This is a genomic window from Flavobacterium collinsii (assembly GCF_946903285.1).
GTDB lineage: Bacteria > Bacteroidota > Bacteroidia > Flavobacteriales > Flavobacteriaceae > Flavobacterium > Flavobacterium collinsii.
In genome coordinates this window covers 3,957,427-3,976,516 of the sequence record NZ_OX336425.1, presented here as the reverse complement: position 1 = coordinate 3,976,516, position 19,090 = coordinate 3,957,427, and the positions used below count along the sequence as shown (strand labels likewise).

The following is a 19,090-nucleotide window of genomic DNA, read 5'->3' as shown; positions in this document are numbered from 1 at the left end:
GCCGTTTATTTAAATAATTGAATAGACAGTCATTAAAAAATGAAATATTTTTTTAATATAATTTAGTTGGTTTTTTGTGAAATTTTGAATTGTAAAAGTGTTTTTGGAAGAATTTTTTTGCGAAGTCTTTAGCCAGTTTGATATTTTTTTTATTGTTCTAAAAGATAAATTGACAAAAAATTGTACAGGATAAATGGGGTAATGCCGCAGAATAAAGCAACAGGTGCGTAACATTGCCTCAACCTGTATGATTAAGTTCTAAAAGGTTGTTTTTTTAACTATGACAAAGCAGGCAAACAAAAATCAGATCTCAAGTATGCTTTTTAAGTTATCAAGTCTTCTTCTGGCGATAGGAAGTTTTGCTCCATTAGACATTTCACAGTAGTAGCCCTGTTTTTTATTAATTTTTGCAATATGATTTACATTAACAATATAAGAGTGGTGAATTCTAAAAAAAATAGTCTTGTCGAGCATTGCATTATATTCACCAATGTTTTTACTTGAAACATGTTCTATATTATTATCGAGGAAAAAAGTGGTATACCTCCCGTCTGATTTGCAAAACAGGATATCTTCTTTTCTCATAATGACCATTTTGTCTAATGAGTTAATGGTCAAATGTTCATTGCTGGCTACATCAGAAGTGGAGGGGTGTATTAAAGATTCAGATTTTGATGGCAATGTTACCACTTCATGAACAGGTTCAGGTTTCTGTTTTAAAAAATGATTAAATTGTTCTTTTTCATTCAGTTTCATGATGACCTTATTGGTGGCGAGTACAATGTCATCAATAATGATAGGTTTTATGATATAATCAATAGCATTGTATTTAAAGGCTTTTAACGCATAATCATTATAAGCTGTGACAAATATGATTTCAATTTCTGAAAAATCGATGCGGTCTAAAATTTCAAAAGCGTTTTTTTCATGCAGTTGTATGTCCAGATAGACTACCTGAGGAGATAACTTATTGATTAATTTTATAGAATCTTCGACATTACTGGCTTCACCAATAATATTAATTAAGGGACAGAATTTAGTCAGGAAATATTTTAATAATTCCAGATTTTGAAAATCATCGTCAACTAGTATGGCATTGATTTTAGATATCATATCTTTATAACAAATTATTTTTTAGTCAGTTTTTTTTGATTTTATAATATTACAAAAAAAATAGTAACATGAAACAATTTTTAATCGTTTTAATTTTATTAATTTCTACGAGTGTTCAGGCGCAGTTTCGCAATCATTTTGTGATTATGGATTCGCGAAACGGACTGAAATCTGATTATGTTTATAGCGTGAGTGAAGGTTTGCAACATAATATTTGGATTGCGACAAACAATGGAATGACCCGGTTTAATGGGAGTACTTTTAAAAATTTCTCGATTGAGAATGGTTTAAACTCGAATGATATAATGTATTCCCGAATCGATTCAAAAAACAGAATCTGGGTTTGCGATTATTATTATGGACTAAATTATATAAAAGGCCATCAGGTTTATTACATTAAAGCTGCCAGAAAAATTCCGGGGCTTTTTTTTTGTTTTGAGAAAAAAGGAAGCATCTACTTCAGTTCGGTAACCAATGGAGAATGTTACGTGCTCACTCCCGGTAACTCTTTTATACCCTATAAACCCAAAAAGAAAGATACTGAAATTCACAAATATGATAAGAAAACGGATACGTATTACGGTTACGATCGTTTTTTTAAGAGACATTTTGTTATAGAATCAGGAAACAAGTTCAGGTTAAAACCTTTTTACAAAGTCAATGCGAATAATATTGATTTGCGTCGTTTTGGCTTATTTACCCAATCTGCAAAAGTAGATTCAAGCAGCCAGAAACAACTTTACAATTTCTATTATAATAAAATGGATTATCTCATTGACAATCTAAAACAAATAGCTCCTTTTTATACTGCTAAAGATACGCTGAAACAACATTTAGCTGCAGGTGCTATTCAAAACAAGAGTGGTTCAGGATTTACAAATGTTGGCAATTTAATCCATCTCAATGGTAAAGAATTTAAATCGGTTTTTATTGATTCGGGCAAGAATTTTTGGTTGATTGATGATAAAAACAGATTGTATTTTGTCAAATACAGTGGTCTCGAAATTATGAACAAGGTAAATTACAGCCTGTTTGGTTCCAATGATATTTTTATTAAAAAAAGCCGTTTAGAAGGTAATAAACTCTACTTTATCGCTAATTCTAATTTATTTGGAGTGATGGATATCACAAATTATGAAGTGAAAATTATCCGGAAGTTCGAAGAGAAGCTCTTTAATTTGTTTAGTTCGGGAGATAAAATTTGTCTGATCAGCGACAAAGGCAAGTATTTTTATGATACTTCGGGTGATCATTTTAGTTTTGTAAAAATTCATGCCAAACTCAATTTAGAACAAACATTTGTAGATGATGAAAGCAACTTATTTGCCATTAAGGAGAATTTTATAGAGAGTGAGCACAACGACAAAATTACATTTGATTTTACCGACATACGTTTCAAACATTTTTGTCTGAATCATAATTTAGCTGTGGTTGGTAACGAAGAAATGGTTGCTTCCTATAATTTTAGTACCAAAGCGAAAAACAAAAATACGAGCATAAAACAAGCCAGTTTTATCCGAAAAACAAAAGAGGGTGTAATTGTAAGTACCGGTAACCGAATGGTCTATTTTCTGGATAACAATTTAAAAGTTAAGCAAAAGATAAGCCTTAAGGACAATTGTTATTTTATTAAATACAAAGATGATAAAGTATATTTGGCTACCTATAACGACATTACGGTTTACAAACGGCAAAATGATAAATGGCACTTTTTTAATAAGATAAATTTTGACGAAGGAGTATTGCGAGGCCGCATTTTGGATATTGTTTTTCTAAAGTATAAGTTTATTGTGATTACCGACAATGGTATTTCGGTTATTAAAAATAGTTATTTGGACAAAAACGCTTCGGGTCAGGTTCAGATTGTTGATTTTTTTGTGGGTGAAAAGTCAATTATGAATACAAAAGAAAAAATGATAAAGCAGGGCAAGTCCGGTAATGTTATGATCAGGACTTCTTTTCGCACATTTGATAATAAAGATTGCTTTGAACTTTTTTATCGATTAGTAAAAAATGAAAACTATGATAAGACGTCGTGGAATCTATTGCAAAATCGAAACGTGCTTTTTAATGATTTGTCTCACGGAGATTATATTTTCGAAGTCTGTGCCCGTAATTTACGCGACCCGAACCAAAAAACATTTGAAAAAGTCAGTTTTAAAGTTGAACCGTTTTTTTGGGAAACCAATTTCTTTTTTATAGTTGTAATTGCCATGTATCTTACGATGGTTTTTTATTTTCTGCGCTATTTTAAAAGAAAAATAAATCAAAGAAATAAATTAAAATTAGAATTGATTACCCTAGAGCTCAAATCACTGAAAAACCAAATGAAACCTCACTTTTTGTTTAATGCATTAAACAATCTGCAGGGTATATTGTTTACAAAAGGAGTTGAGGAGGCCAATCTGTTCTTAAGTAAGTTTTCTCAATTGTTGCGATCTACATTAGAAGTCACCAGAGATAAAATTACTTCTTTAGATGAGGAAATCAAATACATTAAAATCTATCTGGACTTTGAACAACTTAGAAGCAATAATGAATTGTTTGTTACCTATAAAATAGAAGAAACTCTCGATTTAGAAAGAATCGAAATTCCGGTGATGGTCGTACAGACAATCATTGAAAATGCAATTATGCACGGGTTACATGCCAGCAAGAACAGAAAAGAACTGCTTATCGAAATTTATCGTCAGGACAGCAGTTTAAAAATCATTATTGAAGACAATGGAGTAGGCAGAAGCAAATCAGCTAGTGATCATGAACACCATCATAAACCGCTGGCTTCATTAATTATTCAGGAGAGATTCAGAATCTTAAGCAAACTTAGAAAAAAGAGCCATACATTAGAAATTATCGACCTCGAAAAAGATGGTGTGCCATGTGGTACTAGAGTTGTCATAACGGTGCCGCTTTATTATTTTGAATTCAATGCTTCTGAATGATTTTTTTATTTAGATGATTCGATTATTTGAGAAGTGGCGCTTTTAAATTGGTATTTCCGTTTCTAATCGGGTTTGCAATTTTTACAATTTTATCAAACTTCAATATACTCCGCAATTACAAATATGGAATTAGATTTCAGATATTGTATTCCTGTGGTTGAAACCACAAGCAATGTTTATCAATTCTACATTATAAAAGCGTGGGTAAATAAAAATTGTTGTGGGCAGATGGGAGTTATTCCATTTATTAACGCTTTTATCTCCTCTTTTTTAGACTTTATTATAAATAAGAGATCATTTTATTACGGCTTATTTTAGAATTATTTTTTCTTTCTCCTATTAATAAGTGAAATGTTTAAAAAAGGGCTGAAAGCCCAAAAGCAAAAAATGATACAACGCACTATACATTAAGATAATGAACCATATTGCCCTGAAACTTACATTCCTAAAGTGCTTTACAGTAAAGAGGATACTAGTTTTAGTACTCCACAACTTTTGAACCCGATCTAAAGACACGTTTCCAAACCCTACAGATTTTTAATACCTGTAGGGTTTGCTTTTTTTACAATTAAAATTTCGAAACTGATAAACGTTAATTCAGAACTCAAATCTCTACCAATTATATCAGTTATGACCGTAAAACGACCAGTTATTTCATAGTTCAACCAGTTATTACAAGTTGATGAAGATATAAATGGAGCTGAACTACTTTTGCCATAATTCTAAAGAAAGTGGGTGATCTATTGAATTTGTATCAACTATCGCTCTTTTTAAATGATGGTTTTTTAGGAAATAGTTGTTATTGAATTATTACCGCTATCACAAGGATACCTTCATTAGAAGAATTACTAATCATACTATTTTTAATCTAAACGAAAATGAAAAAGAGTTTAATTATTTTACTATTAAGTTTTTTATTGGGTGTGCAGAGTGTTGTAGCTCAGCAAGATTCTCAGTATACGCAATATATGTATAATACAGCAGTGATCAATCCCGCTTATTCGGGGAGTAGAGATGTAGTAAGTATTATGGGACTACACAGGACCCAATGGTTAGGGCTTGAGGGCGCTCCAAAAACAATAACATTTGCAGCGAGCGCGCCCGTATCAGATAATGTTGGTTTGGGGCTGTCAGTACTTAGTCATAAAATCGGGCCATCTAACGAAACGTCTATTTCGGCCGACATGTCTTATAATATCAGGTTGAATTACAACTACAGATTATTCTTTGGACTTAAGGGATCTGCCGATGTACTGAATGTAGATTATACAAAACTAAATCAATACAACCCCGGTGACCCTAATTTCCAGTACAATATTAATAATGATTTTGCGCCCAATATTGGAGTCGGCCTGTACCTTCAGTCTGAACAGACCTATATTGGAATATCAGCACCAAGGCTTCTAGAAACCTACAATAACAGTGGTAATACAACGTCGCAAGTACAACGAAGAATTCACTATTATTTTATGGCTGGTCATGTTTTTGATCTGTCGCAGGATATCAAATTTAAACCGGCGCTTCTGACAGATTTTACTGCAGGTAATGCGCTACAGGTCAATGTATCCGGTAATTTTCTGATTTACGAAAAACTAACTCTGGGAGTAGCCTACAGATGGAGTGCTGCTTGTAGTGCATTAGTTGGATTTCAAATTACAAACGGACTTTTTGCCGGTTATGCTTACGATGCTGATACGACCAACTTAGGGAATTATAATTCAGGCTCACATGAAATTTTTCTTCGTTTTGAGCTTTCAAAAAAGATAAATAAAGTTTATTCACCAAGATTTTTTTAAAACTAGTATTATGAAAATACAAATATCACTTTTATCGCTTTTAATGACCACTTGCGTGGCTTTTTCGCAGGGTGGAAAAATAAAAAAGGCAGATGAAAAATATAATAACCTTGCTTATATAGATGCGATAGAAATTTATAAAAAAATAGCTGAGAGAGGCTTTAAATCGATAGATCTATTTCAAAGATTAGGGAACTCCTATTATTTTAACGGAGAACTATCAGAGGCTAACAAGTGGTACACCGAACTCTTTAAATTAGAAGCTATTGCATATTCAGATCATTTTATAGATCCCGAATACTATTACAGGTATTCGCAGACTTTAAAGTCTGTCGGAGACCCCATAAAAGGTAATGAATACTTGGAGTTGTTTTCTTTAAAATCGCAAAAAGAACATAGGGCCAAGTTATACACAGAGAATAAAAATTATTTAGAAAAGATTAAAAATAATTCAGGTCGATACACCATAAACCCTTTAAATATTAACGGTCCGTACTCTGATTATGGAGGAACATTTTTTAACACTGATTTTGTTTTTACCTCTTCGAGACCCAATAACAGAGAAGAGGAACGGTCAAACAAATGGAACAATCAGGGCTATGGAAGTTTACTGGTGTCTAAAGTAAATGAGGAGGGAAATTTTGAGATGCCGGAATTACTTTCAAAGAGGCTGAGTTCGAAATTCAATGAATCTTCTCCCGTATTCACCAAAGACGGTAAAACAGTGTATTTTACCAGAAACAATTACAATAGAGGAAAAATAGGAAAAAACAGTGATAATGTCATCCTTCTTAAACTATACAAAGCAAGCCACAATGGGAAGGACTGGAGTAATATTACCGAACTTCCGTTTAATAGTAACACCTATAGCGTTGCCCATCCGGCCTTAAGTCCTGATGAAAAAACACTATATTTTTCTTCAAATATGCCGGGTACCATTGGACAGTCTGATTTGTTTAAAGTTGCGATTAACGAAGATGGGAGTTATGGAAAACCTGAGAATCTGGGATCCAATGTTAATACAGAAGGACGAGAAACTTTTCCGTTTGTCTCAGAAAATAACGAATTGTTCTTCGCTTCTGACGGACAATTAGGACTGGGAGGTTTAGATGTTTTCGTAGCTCAGATTAACGAGCATGGAACTATTTCAAAACCCGAAAATGTGGGAGAACCTATAAACACTCCGTTTGATGATTTCAGCTATAGTATTAATTTAAAAACTAAAAGAGGTTTTTTCTCTTCCAACAGAGAGGGCGGACAAGGGTTTGATGATATTTATAAGTTTATCGAAAATAAACCTTTGAGTCGCGAAATTTATAAAAATTGGGATGGCCTGATCGTTGATAAAGAAACCAATCAGCCTATCGCAGACGTTGAAGTTTCTTTGTTTGATGAAAAGATGAATTTGGTAGAAAAAGGAATTTCCAATGGCTCAGGAACTTACCATTTTGATAAGCTGCAAGTTGGAAAAGTGTATTTTATAAGAGCAGAGAAGGAAAATTACGAAACGATTGAGAAAAGTATTTTCATAGCTGATGTTTTAGAGAAAGAACCTCACACATTATTTCTGGAGAAAAAGATTCGAAAAATAGAACCAGGACTCGATTTAGCCAAAGTGCTTAACATTGCCAACATCTATTTTGATTTTGGTAAATCTTCTATCAGAAAAGATGCGGAGGTAGAGCTTGCAAAAATATCAGAATTAATGAAGCTAAGACCTGATATCAGGATAGAAGTAAGAGCCCATTCAGACAGTCGCTATACTAAAAGTTTTAACCTCAAACTTTCTGATTTAAGAGCCAGGGCTACAGTAAATTGGTTAGTAAATATGGGAGGTATAGATCCCCGCAGAGTATCAGGTAAAGGATATGGAGAAGAAAAAATCCTTAACAAATGTGTTGATGGAGTTCCCTGCACTGAGGAAGAACACGCTGTGAACAGAAGAAGTGAGTTTATAGTTGTAGGATTTGCTGAAAACTAATTATATAATTTGAAGAGGATGCTTTTATATTGGTGGCATTGTTTTCTAACCCGACAGGTTTAAAATCCTGTCGGGTTTACTTTTTGTACAATTTTCAGGTTTCAGCATAGCCCGCAGTTTCAATTGCGGGGGTACATTAATTAGGTATTTTGTATTGCGTTCCTGCGGTTGAAACCGCAGGTTATATTCAGGTTATTTGATTACATAGAATCTCTATTTCTATGTGTTAAAGGGGTTGTAATAAACAGGATGATTGGCTAATTTGAAGAGTATGCTTTTATATTGGTGGTATTGTTTTTTTAGACCTTTTGTATCTTCTGTTATTTCAGCGTAGCCCGCAGATTTAACTGCGAGGTACATTAGTTAGGTATTTTGCATTGTGTTCCTCCAGTTGAAACCGCAAGCAATGGTTAAATTATTTAAGGGGTTAATTGCATAATTTGAAGATGGGTAACATTTTAAACTCCAAGTTAAAAAAAAGCGAACCACTTATGTCGCTAAAACGACCACTTATTACATCGATATACCACTTATTACAATAACTAAGTACAAGAAGGTCTAATGCCTTAATATTGCGCAAAATTTTGAAGGAATAATATCACTTTTGTGGCACTCAGCTTATGGAGAATTTATGGGTATACTTCTGGTATACCTTGGGAGAATTATATACTGTTTGGTCATGTCAGTGATTTTAACCTGAATGTAATACAAAATCAAACCAGATGAAATTATTTAGACTTTTTTTAGCAATTCTTTTTTTATGCCATTTGACCACACATGCCCAACAGGTAAGTATTTCGGCTAGTCAAACTGCAGCCAGTTGTGCGGCAGATGGAAAAATTCAGGTGACAGTTACGAATGTTCCCACTACAGTTTACTATGCTATAGAAAAAACACCTGCAAACTTAAAAGGTATTCAAACCAGTAATACTAATAACGGTCTTTTTATAGATTTGGAACCGGGTGACTATTATTACGGCTATTTTGATGGCAATACCTTTATTAAGGCGCCTCAAACCATAACTGTAGTAAATACGAATTCAGGGATTTCGCCTACTATTGTCAGTCTTACCGCTTCTAGATTTACCTATTGCGGAAACGGAGCTGATCCGGGAGGAGAAGTAGTTGTAACTATGAGAGGAGGAACATGGCCTTATGTTGTGAGTTTATTAAAAACTTCAGACGGCAGTGTAGTACAAACCAAAGCAAACAGTAGTTATTATAATTTTACGAATGTTCCGGCAGGAACTTATACGGCAAGAGCGGTAGATAAATGTGGTGTAACTTTTACTACCGGACAAACGATTTCTGTGACTGCAAATACCGTATTGACAGCTAGTAATATATCAGTTCCAACGTTTTTGAATAATAATAAAGTAGATTTGGTGTATAATACTCCCGGTGATTGGTGTTCCGGTATAAAGAAAGCTTCCATTGATGTGGCTCAGGCGTTTGGTTCTTTTAGTGTTTTAGCCAGTCCCAGATATATAGGAGCCAACGAAGATTTTGTTTATAAACTGGAGATTCAAAATGCTACAGGAGGCTGGACTGTTTATGATAATTTAAAATATACTACTGACTTAAATAGTAAGACTGATCGTTTTGAGCTACCCACTGACCGTTCTAAATGGGGATTGGTTCGTTTAACCGGGACAATTTGTGGGCTTTCAAAAACAGTATCTTTAGATTTTAGCACATCTTCGGTTGGTATAACCTCGGCGTTAACTAGGGGAGATATTGTTTTTTCTGATGATCCGGCATATATAACAAACTGTCCCTCTACAGGAAAGGTTTTGGTAGTTGCCTCTGCTAGTGGTGGATGTTCGCCGTATACTTTAGAAGTAACCAGTAACGTTACAGGTGTAAAAAAAACGTATACGTCTACTGTAGGAAGTTCTGAAATTAGTTATTTACAAGACATAGACGATAAGTCCTATTCTTTTAAATTAATGGATAAGTCAGGATTAGAAGTACCTTCATATAGTTTTCGTAATACGACAACGAATCCAAATAGATTTAGATTTAGCAATGTTGGAAAATCGGTAGTTTTCGAGTCAGGATATTTTGCTCCGGGTACTGTCGATTTTAGAAGTCTGGTAAGATTTTATAGAGGTGCAAGTGGAAATAATTTTAATAAATCAGAATTAGTAGTTGATATACCTGTTCCAGATAATAGTAATAAAGGACTAATAGGACCAGTGACTTTCAGTCTTGAAAGTGGGCCTTCAGCACTGACCGTGGTTCCGCTTAGAACGAATATCCTTCAGATTCCCTATAGATTTGGATTAGGAAATGATTTAACACCCGGTAGCTACAAGATCAGAATTAAGGATTCGGGTTGTTTTAATGAAGTATTCGATGTAGTGCTGGACAGTTATTTCACCAAGATCGAATTAACGTCGGTTAGCAGTTCACCTTCTTCTACTGTTTGTGATCGCCATGTAAAAACAGCTAAAGTCACCGTTTCTGGTACCGCTAACGCAGAAAGCACTACTTTTTATGACAATAGGATCAATGTAGGAATCGTTTCTGGACCTAGTAGTGCATTAGCAAATTTTGATCCTAAAAACAATAATTTTCCTTGGACGAGCTCTTATCTAAGAGTAGGAGTTTTTGATTTTGTTTTTGGTCCGCAACCTGCCGGGACCTACGAAATAGGGATTCTAGATAATAGTAAACTAGTTAATTCAGGTTATTTACTTCCTAATAATATGTGGCCCGGCACCACAACAGGGTCTGTAATGTCTACAAGTGTTTTTCCGGTTTTTGATATGAATAATAGCGGAGGAGCTATTTGTTCTGGTAATACAACTGGTACACTTTCTGTAAAAGTGGATAATTTAGATAGTGCGGCCATGTATTTTCTTAAAAAAGATACAGACGCTGCTTATCCTGCTACGGGACAAACGAGTTCTGTATTTACTGGACTTTCGGCCGGAAGGTATTGGGTAAAAGTTAAAAGTACTTGTTTTGAGCTGGAGGAGAAATTTGATCTAAATCTATCCTCTTCAAGTTTAATATCGGGTATTACAGCCTATTGTGTAGGAGGAAATCTCTCACTTAATATAAGTAGTATAGGTCCTGTTTCATCTGTTAAATGGACTCTGCCGAATGGAACATTTTTGAATACCAACCAGATACAAATTAATAACGTAACCCCAGTAAATAGCGGTTTATATAGAGTTGAAGTTACCACGTTGCACGGTTGTACTTTTACAGATACGGCCACTGTTACGGTAGCTGCTTCACAAACGCCAACGGGAACTGCAAACCAGACTTTCTGTAAAAATGATAATAAAAAGCTATTTGATTTAGTAACAACAGAATCAAATGTAACATGGTACGATGCAGCCACAGCAGGAAATGTTCTTGCTTCCACAACTGCTTTAGAAAATAATAAGGTTTATTATGGTTCACTAAAAGTAGGAACCTGTGAGAGTTCAACACGATTGGGAGTAACGGTAACGATCAGTGATTCCAAGACTCCAACAGGACCTGCCACACAGGAATTCTGTAAAACGGATAACAAAACAGCAGGGGATTTAATGACCAATGAAACAGGAGTGACTTGGTATGACGCTGCCACAGGAGGCAACAAAGTAGATCCGACAACAGTTTTAGAACACAACAAAGACTATTACGGTTCTTTAAAAGAGGGAACCTGTGAGAGTCCGACACGTCTGGAGGTAAAAGTTATCCTTCATGATCCGAAGACTCCAACAGGTGCCACTGCTCAGGAGTTTACCAAAACCGACAACAAAACGGTTGCGGATTTAATCACCACAGAGACCGGTGTGACCTGGTATGACGCTCCAACAGGAGGTAATAAAGTTGATCTGACAACGGTGTTAGAAAACAATAAAACCTATTACGGTTCCTTAAAAGAAGGTGCTTGTGAGAGTCCGACACGACTTCCGGTAACGGTAACGATCAGTGATCCAAAGACCCCAACAGGTCCTGCCACTCAGGAGTTTTGTAAAACAAGCAACAGCACTGTAGCAGATTTAATCACCACAGAGACCGGAGTGACTTGGTATGATGCTCCAACAGGAGGTAATAAAATAGATCCTACAACAGCCTTGGAACACAATAAAGATTATTATGCTTCTTTAAAAGAAGGCGCCTTTGAGAGTCCGATACGTCATAAAGTAACGGTAACGATCAGTGATCCTAAGACTCCAACAGGACCTGCTACACAGGAATTCTGTAAAACGGATAACAAAACAGCAGGGGATTTAATGACCAATGAAACAGGAGTGACTTGGTATGATTCAGCAAGTGGTGGAAATATCATTTCTTCAACTACACTTCTTGAAAATAACAAAGACTATTATGGTTCTTTAAAAGAGGGAACCTGTGAGAGTCCGACACGTCTGGAGGTAAAAGTTATCCTTCATGATCCGAAGACTCCAACAGGAGCCACTGCTCAGGAGTTTACCAAAACCGACAACAAAACAGTAGCAGATTTAATCACCACAGAGACCGGTGTGACCTGGTATGACGCTCCAACAGGAGGTAATAAAGTAGATCCGACAACGGTGTTAGAGAACAATAAAACCTATTACGGTTCTTTAAAAGAAGGTGCTTGTGAGAGTCCGACACGACTTCCGGTAACAGTAACGATCAGTGATCCAAAGACTCCATCAGGTCCTACGACTCAGGAGTTTTGTAAAACAAGCAACAGCACTGTAGCAGATTTAATCACCACAGAGACCGGTGTGACTTGGTATGATGCTCCAACAGGAGGCAACAAAATAGACCCGACAACAGCCTTGGAACACAATAAGGATTATTATGCTTCTTTAAAAGAAGGCGCTTTTGAGAGTCCGATACGTCATAAAGTAACGGTAACGATCAGCGATCCTAAGATTCCAACAGGACCTGCTACACAGGAATTCTGTAAAACGGATAACAAAACAGCAGGAGATTTAATGACCAATGAAACAGGAGTGACCTGGTATGACGCTGCCACAGGAGGCAACAAAGTAGATCCGACAACAGTTTTAGAACACAACAAAGACTATTACGGTTCTTTAAAAGAAGGAACTTGTGAGAGTCCGACACGTCTGGAGGTAAAAGTCATCCTTCATGATCCGAAGACCCCAACGGGAGCCACTGCTCAGGAGTTTACCAAAACCGACAACAAAACAGTAGCAGATTTAATCACCACAGAGACCGGTGTGACCTGGTATGACGCTCCAACAGGAGGTAATAAAGTAGATCCGACAACGGTGTTAGAGAACAATAAAACCTATTACGGTTCTTTAAAAGAAGGTGCTTGTGAGAGTCCGACACGACTTCCGGTAACAGTAACGATCAGTGATCCAAAGACTCCATCAGGTCCTACGACTCAGGAGTTTTGTAAAACAAGCAACAGCACTGTAGCAGATTTAATCACCACAGAGACCGGTGTGACTTGGTATGATGCTCCAACAGGAGGCAACAAAATAGACCCGACAACAGCCTTGGAACACAATAAGGATTATTATGCTTCTTTAAAAGAAGGCGCTTTTGAGAGTCCGATACGTCATAAAGTAACGGTAACCATCAGTGATCCTAAGACTCCAACAGGACCTGCTACACAGGAATTCTGTAAAACAGATAACAAAACAGCAGGGGATTTAATGACCAATGAAACAGGAGTGACCTGGTATGATTCAGCAAGTGGTGGAAATATCATTTCTTCAACTACACTTCTTGAAAATAACAAAGACTATTATGGTTCTTTAAAAGAGGGAACCTGTGAGAGTCCGACACGTCTGGAGGTAAAAGTAATCCTTCATGATCCGAAGACTCCAACGGGTGCCACTGCTCAGGAGTTTACTAAAACCGACAACAAAACAGTAGCAGATTTAATCACCACTGAGACAGCTGTGACCTGGTATGACGCTCCAACAGGAGGTAATAAAGTAGATCCGACAACGGTTTTAGAGAACAATAAAACCTATTACGGTTCTTTAAAAGAAGGTGCTTGTGAGAGTCCGACACGACTTCCGGTCACAGTAACGATCAGTGATCCAAAGACGCCAACAGGTCCTGCCACTCAGGAGTTTTGTAAAACAAGTAACAATACTGTAGCGGATTTAATCACCACAGAGACCGGAGTGACTTGGTATGATGCTCCAACAGGAGGCAACAAAATAGATCCTACAACAGCCTTGGAACACAATAAGGATTATTATGGTTCTTTAAAAGAAGGCGCTTTTGAGAGTCCGATACGTCATAAAGTAACGGTAACCATCAGTGATCCTAAGACTCCAACAGGACCTGCTACACAGGAATTCTGTAAAACGGATAACAAAACAGCAGGAGATTTAATGACCAATGAAACAGGAGTGACTTGGTATGATTCAGCAAGTGGTGGAAATATCATTTCTTCAACTACACTTCTTGAAAATAACAAAGACTATTACGGTTCTTTAAAAGAGGGAACCTGTGAGAGTCCGACACGTCTGGAGGTAAAAGTCATCCTTCATGATCCGAAGACTCCAACGGGAGCCACTGCTCAGGAGTTTACCAAAACCGACAACAAAACAGTAGCGGATTTAATTACCACAGAGACTGGTGTGACCTGGTATGACGCTCCAACAGGAGGTAATAAAGTAGATCCGACAACGGTGTTAGAGAACAATAAAACCTATTACGGTTCTTTAAAAGAAGGTGCTTGTGAGAGTCCGACACGACTTCCGGTAACAGTAACGATCAGTGATCCAAAGACCCCAACAGGTCCTGCCACTCAGGAGTTTTGTAAAACAAGCAACAGCACTGTAGCAGATTTAATCACCACAGAGACCGGTGTGACTTGGTACGATGCTCCAACAGGAGGTAATAAAATAGATCCGACAACAGCCTTGGAACACAATAAGGATTATTATGCTTCTTTAAAAGAAGGCGCTTTTGAGAGTCCGATACGTCATAAAGTAACGGTAACGATCAGCGATCCTAAGACTCCAACAGGACCTGCTACACAGGAATTCTGTAAAACGGATAACAAAACAGCTGGAGATTTAATGACCAATGAAACAGGTGTGACTTGGTATGACGCTGCCACAGGAGGTAACAAAGTAGATCCGTCTACACTTTTGGAACACAACAAAGACTATTACGGTTCTTTAAAAGAGGGAACTTGTGAGAGTCCGACACGTCTGGAGGTAAAAGTTATCCTTCATGATCCGAAGACCCCAACAGGAGCCACTGCTCAGGAGTTTACCAAAACCGACAACAAAACGGTAGCGGATTTAATCACCACAGAGACAGGAGTGACTTGGTATGACGCTCCAACAGGAGGTAATAAAGTAGATCCGACAACGGTGTTAGAGAACAATAAAACCTATTACGGTTCCTTAAAAGAAGGTGCTTGTGAGAGTCCGACACGACTTCCGGTAACGGTAACGATCAGTGATCCAAAGACCCCAACAGGTCCTGCGACTCAGGAGTTTTGTAAAACAAGCAACAATACTGTAGCAGATTTAATCACCACAGAGACCGGTGTGACCTGGTATGATGCTCCAACAGGAGGTAATAAAATAGATCCGACAACAGCCTTGGAACACAATAAGGATTATTATGCTTCTTTAAAAGAAGGCGCTTTTGAGAGTCCGATACGTCATAAAGTAACGGTAACGATCAGTGATCCTAAGACTCCAACAGGACCTGCTACACAGGAATTCTGTAAAACGGATAACAAAACAGCAGGGGATTTAATGACCAATGAAACAGGAGTGACTTGGTATGATTCAGCAAGTGGTGGAAATATCATTTCTTCAACTACACTTCTTGAAAATAACAAAGACTATTACGGTTCTTTAAAAGAGGGCACCTGTGAGAGTCCGACACGTCTGGAGGTAAAAGTCATCCTTCATGATCCGAAGACCCCAACAGGAGCTACTGCTCAGGAGTTTACCAAAACCGACAACAAAACAGTAGCGGATTTAATCACCACAGAGACCGGTGTGACCTGGTATGACGCTCCAACAGGAGGTAATAAAGTAGATCCAACAACAGTGTTAGAGAACAATAAAACCTATTACGGTTCTTTAAAAGAAGGTGCTTGTGAGAGTCCGACACGACTTCCGGTAACAGTAACGATCAGTGATCCAAAGACCCCAACAGGTCCTGCCACTCAGGAGTTTTGTAAAACAAGCAACAGCACTGTAGCAGATTTAATCACCACAGAGACCGGAGTGACTTGGTACGATGCTCCAACAGGAGGTAATAAAATAGATCCGACAACAGCCTTGGAACACAATAAGGATTATTATGCTTCTTTAAAAGAAGGCGCTTTTGAGAGTCCGATACGTCATAAAGTAACGGTAACGATCAGCGATCCTAAGACTCCAACAGGACCTGCTACACAGGAATTCTGTAAAACGGATAACAAAACAGCTGGAGATTTAATGACCAATGAAACAGGTGTGACTTGGTATGACGCTGCCACAGGAGGTAACAAAGTAGATCCGTCTACACTTTTGGAACACAACAAAGACTATTACGGTTCTTTAAAAGAGGGAACTTGTGAGAGTCCGACACGTCTGGAGGTAAAAGTTATCCTTCATGATCCGAAGACCCCAACAGGAGCCACTGCTCAGGAGTTTACCAAAACCGACAACAAAACGGTAGCGGATTTAATCACCACAGAGACAGGAGTGACTTGGTATGACGCTCCAACAGGAGGTAATAAAGTAGATCCGACAACGGTGTTAGAGAACAATAAAACCTATTACGGTTCCTTAAAAGAAGGTGCTTGTGAGAGTCCGACACGACTTCCGGTCACAGTAACGATCCGTGATCCAAAGACCCCAACAGGTCCTACGACTCAGGAGTTTTGTAAAACAAGCAACAGCACTGTAGCAGATTTAATCACGACCCAAAGCGGAGTGACCTGGTACGATGCTCCAACGGGAGGCAACAAAATAGATCCTACAACAGCCTTGGAACACAATAAGGATTATTATGCTTCTTTAAAAGAAGGCGCTTTTGAGAGTCCGATACGTCATAAAGTAACGGTAACGATCAGTGATCCTAAGACTCCAACAGGACCTGCTACACAGGAATTCTGTAAAACGGATAACAAAACAGCAGGGGATTTAATGACCAATGAAACAGGAGTGACTTGGTATGACGCTGCCACAGGAGGCAACAAAGTAGATCCGTCTACGCTTCTTGAAAATAACAAAGACTATTACGGTTCTTTAAAAGAGGGAACTTGTGAGAGTCCGACACGTCTGGAGGTAAAAGTTATCCTTCATGATCCGAAGACCTCAACAGGAGCCACTGCTCAGGAGTTTACCAAAACCGACAACAAAACGGTTGCGGATTTAATCACCACAGAGACTGGTGTGACTTGGTACGACGCTCCAACAGGAGGTAATAAAGTAGATCCGACAACGGTGTTAGAGAACAATAAAACCTATTACGGTTCCTTAAAAGAAGGTGCTTGTGAGAGTCCGACACGACTTCCGGTAACAGTAACGATCAGTGATCCAAAGACTCCAACAGGTCCTACGACTCAGGAGTTTTGTAAAACAAGCAACAGCACTGTAGCAGATTTAATCACCACAGAGACCGGTGTGACTTGGTATGATGCTCCAACGGGAGGTAATAAAATAGATCCGACAACAGCCTTGGAACACAATAAGGATTATTACGCTTCTTTAAAAGAAGGCGCCTTTGAGAGTCCGACACGTCTGGAGGTAAAAGTGATTGTAAAAAGTTGTACACCGGAGCCTGCTCCAAACTGGAATGGTAACGGTTGTGCTTTTGATGAAACAACTTACAAGGTACTTAGTGGAATGTCAAATTATAATTGGTTTGTTTCTAAAGAAGGTACTATTGTTGCCGGAGGGCAGCTAACAGACGATTACATAACTGTTCTATGGAATAGTGTAGGGAAAGCGATTGTAAAAGTGGACTATATTGATGTGTCGAAATTCGATCCTTTGGTATCTGTAGATTTCCCTGTAACGATTAATTCCTGTTCGGATATTGGTTTGAAAAAGGTAGTAGATAATGCTAATCCGTTTATCGGAAAAGAGGTTGTCTTTACGATTACAGCAGAGAATTTTGGAACTAACCAAGCTACGGATATAACGATTAGCGAAGCACTTCCTTCGGGATATGTTTATGTAGCTTCGGAAGCTTCTGCGGGAAAATATAATCCAACTAGTGGAATATGGACAATACCAGTATTGCAATCAAAGGAAAGTCAGACTTTAAAGGTAACTGCAAAAGTGAAAGAAAAAGGAGATTATTTGAATATCGTTTATTTAACGGCTTCAAATCCGGTAGATAATAATGAAACAAATAATAGAGCAGAAGCATCGATTAAAGTTAAAGATGTAATTGTGCACAATTCGGTTTCTCCTAACGGTGATGATTTAAACGATTATTTTAGAATAGATGGTTTAGACCAATATCCTAATAATTCTGTTGAAATTTTTAACCCAGGAGGAGTTCAAATTTTCAAGACTGGTAATTATGGAAGCAATGGTAATGTTTTCAGAGGAATTTCAGAAGGAAGGGTTACAATCGATAAACAACGCGGAGTACCAACCGGAACTTATTTTTACATTCTTCGTTACGAAGCAGATGGTATCATGAACGAAAAAACAGGATATCTCTATGTTAAAAATTAAGAGAGAAATCAACTTTTTTTCTAAACCCTACAGATTTTTAAATCTGTAGGGTTTGTTTTTTAGATACGCTATTAATTAAACTGAATTAGTAACACATTTTTTAAGTGTTAGAAAATACACTTATGTATCTATAACGACCAGTTATTACACAGTTGCGCCAGTTATTACACAGTCACTTGGTTAACGGTAAACTGAAGTTAACTTTGTATAAAGGTTCAATAAAGAAGAAAAAAAATCTATTCACGGTTAGTAATCTAAAATATAGTATAAAGGTTTGATACTTGAAATACCGTATAGAAGAAGATACAACTCTGTTTGCTTTACTATAGTAAAATACCTGAATTTATAGACTTGAATAAATAAACGTTCCTAATATGTCAAAACAAATTAAAGTTAACAGTTTAATATAAATTTAGTTTTTATAAAATGTTTCAATTTTTCAGGATTTATAGCTATGGCTTTTGCGCTATTTGTTGGCTCGATTTGTTTTTAGATTATTAGAACGTATGAAACATGCTCCGGTATTATCTGGTAGAGATATTCAATCTATGGTTTTGTGAAGAGAGTTGTGGATAAATGTATGTTAGAGTTAATTGTCAGAAAGATAAAATGTAAAGACATTGA

Annotated in this window: 5 protein-coding genes; 4 read left to right on the top strand and 1 reads right to left on the bottom strand. The window is 37.1% G+C overall.

Annotation, left to right across the window (positions count from 1 at the left end; genetic code table 11):
• Positions 1 to 303: 303 nt before the first annotated feature.
• On the bottom strand, positions 304 to 1,113 hold the full coding sequence (locus tag OGZ34_RS16340) for a LytR/AlgR family response regulator transcription factor (RefSeq protein WP_263360932.1): 810 nt from the start codon (positions 1,111 to 1,113) through the stop codon (positions 304 to 306).
• Positions 1,114 to 1,181: 68 nt separating this feature from the next.
• On the opposite strand from OGZ34_RS16340, the gene OGZ34_RS16335 reads away from it, so the two are divergent.
• The 4 genes from OGZ34_RS16335 to OGZ34_RS16320 all read left to right on the top strand — a co-directional run bounded on the left by OGZ34_RS16335 (position 1,182) and on the right by OGZ34_RS16320 (position 18,466).
• Positions 1,182 to 4,055, top strand: a complete 2,874-nt coding sequence (locus tag OGZ34_RS16335) for a sensor histidine kinase (RefSeq protein ID WP_263360931.1) — start codon at positions 1,182 to 1,184, stop codon at positions 4,053 to 4,055.
• Positions 4,056 to 4,933: 878 nt separating this feature from the next.
• Positions 4,934 to 5,851 carry a PorP/SprF family type IX secretion system membrane protein gene (locus OGZ34_RS16330; RefSeq protein ID WP_263360930.1) on the top strand — a complete coding sequence of 306 codons (918 nt, stop codon included), beginning with the start codon at positions 4,934 to 4,936 and terminating at the stop codon, positions 5,849 to 5,851.
• A 10-nt stretch (positions 5,852 to 5,861) separates the two neighbouring features.
• Positions 5,862 to 7,832, top strand: a complete 1,971-nt coding sequence (locus OGZ34_RS16325) for an OmpA family protein (RefSeq protein ID WP_263360929.1) — start codon at positions 5,862 to 5,864, stop codon at positions 7,830 to 7,832.
• A gap of 722 nt (positions 7,833 to 8,554) precedes the next feature.
• Positions 8,555 to 18,466, top strand: a complete 9,912-nt coding sequence (locus OGZ34_RS16320; RefSeq protein ID WP_263360928.1) for an Ig-like domain-containing protein — start codon at positions 8,555 to 8,557, stop codon at positions 18,464 to 18,466.
• The last annotated feature ends 624 nt before the right edge of the window (positions 18,467 to 19,090 follow it).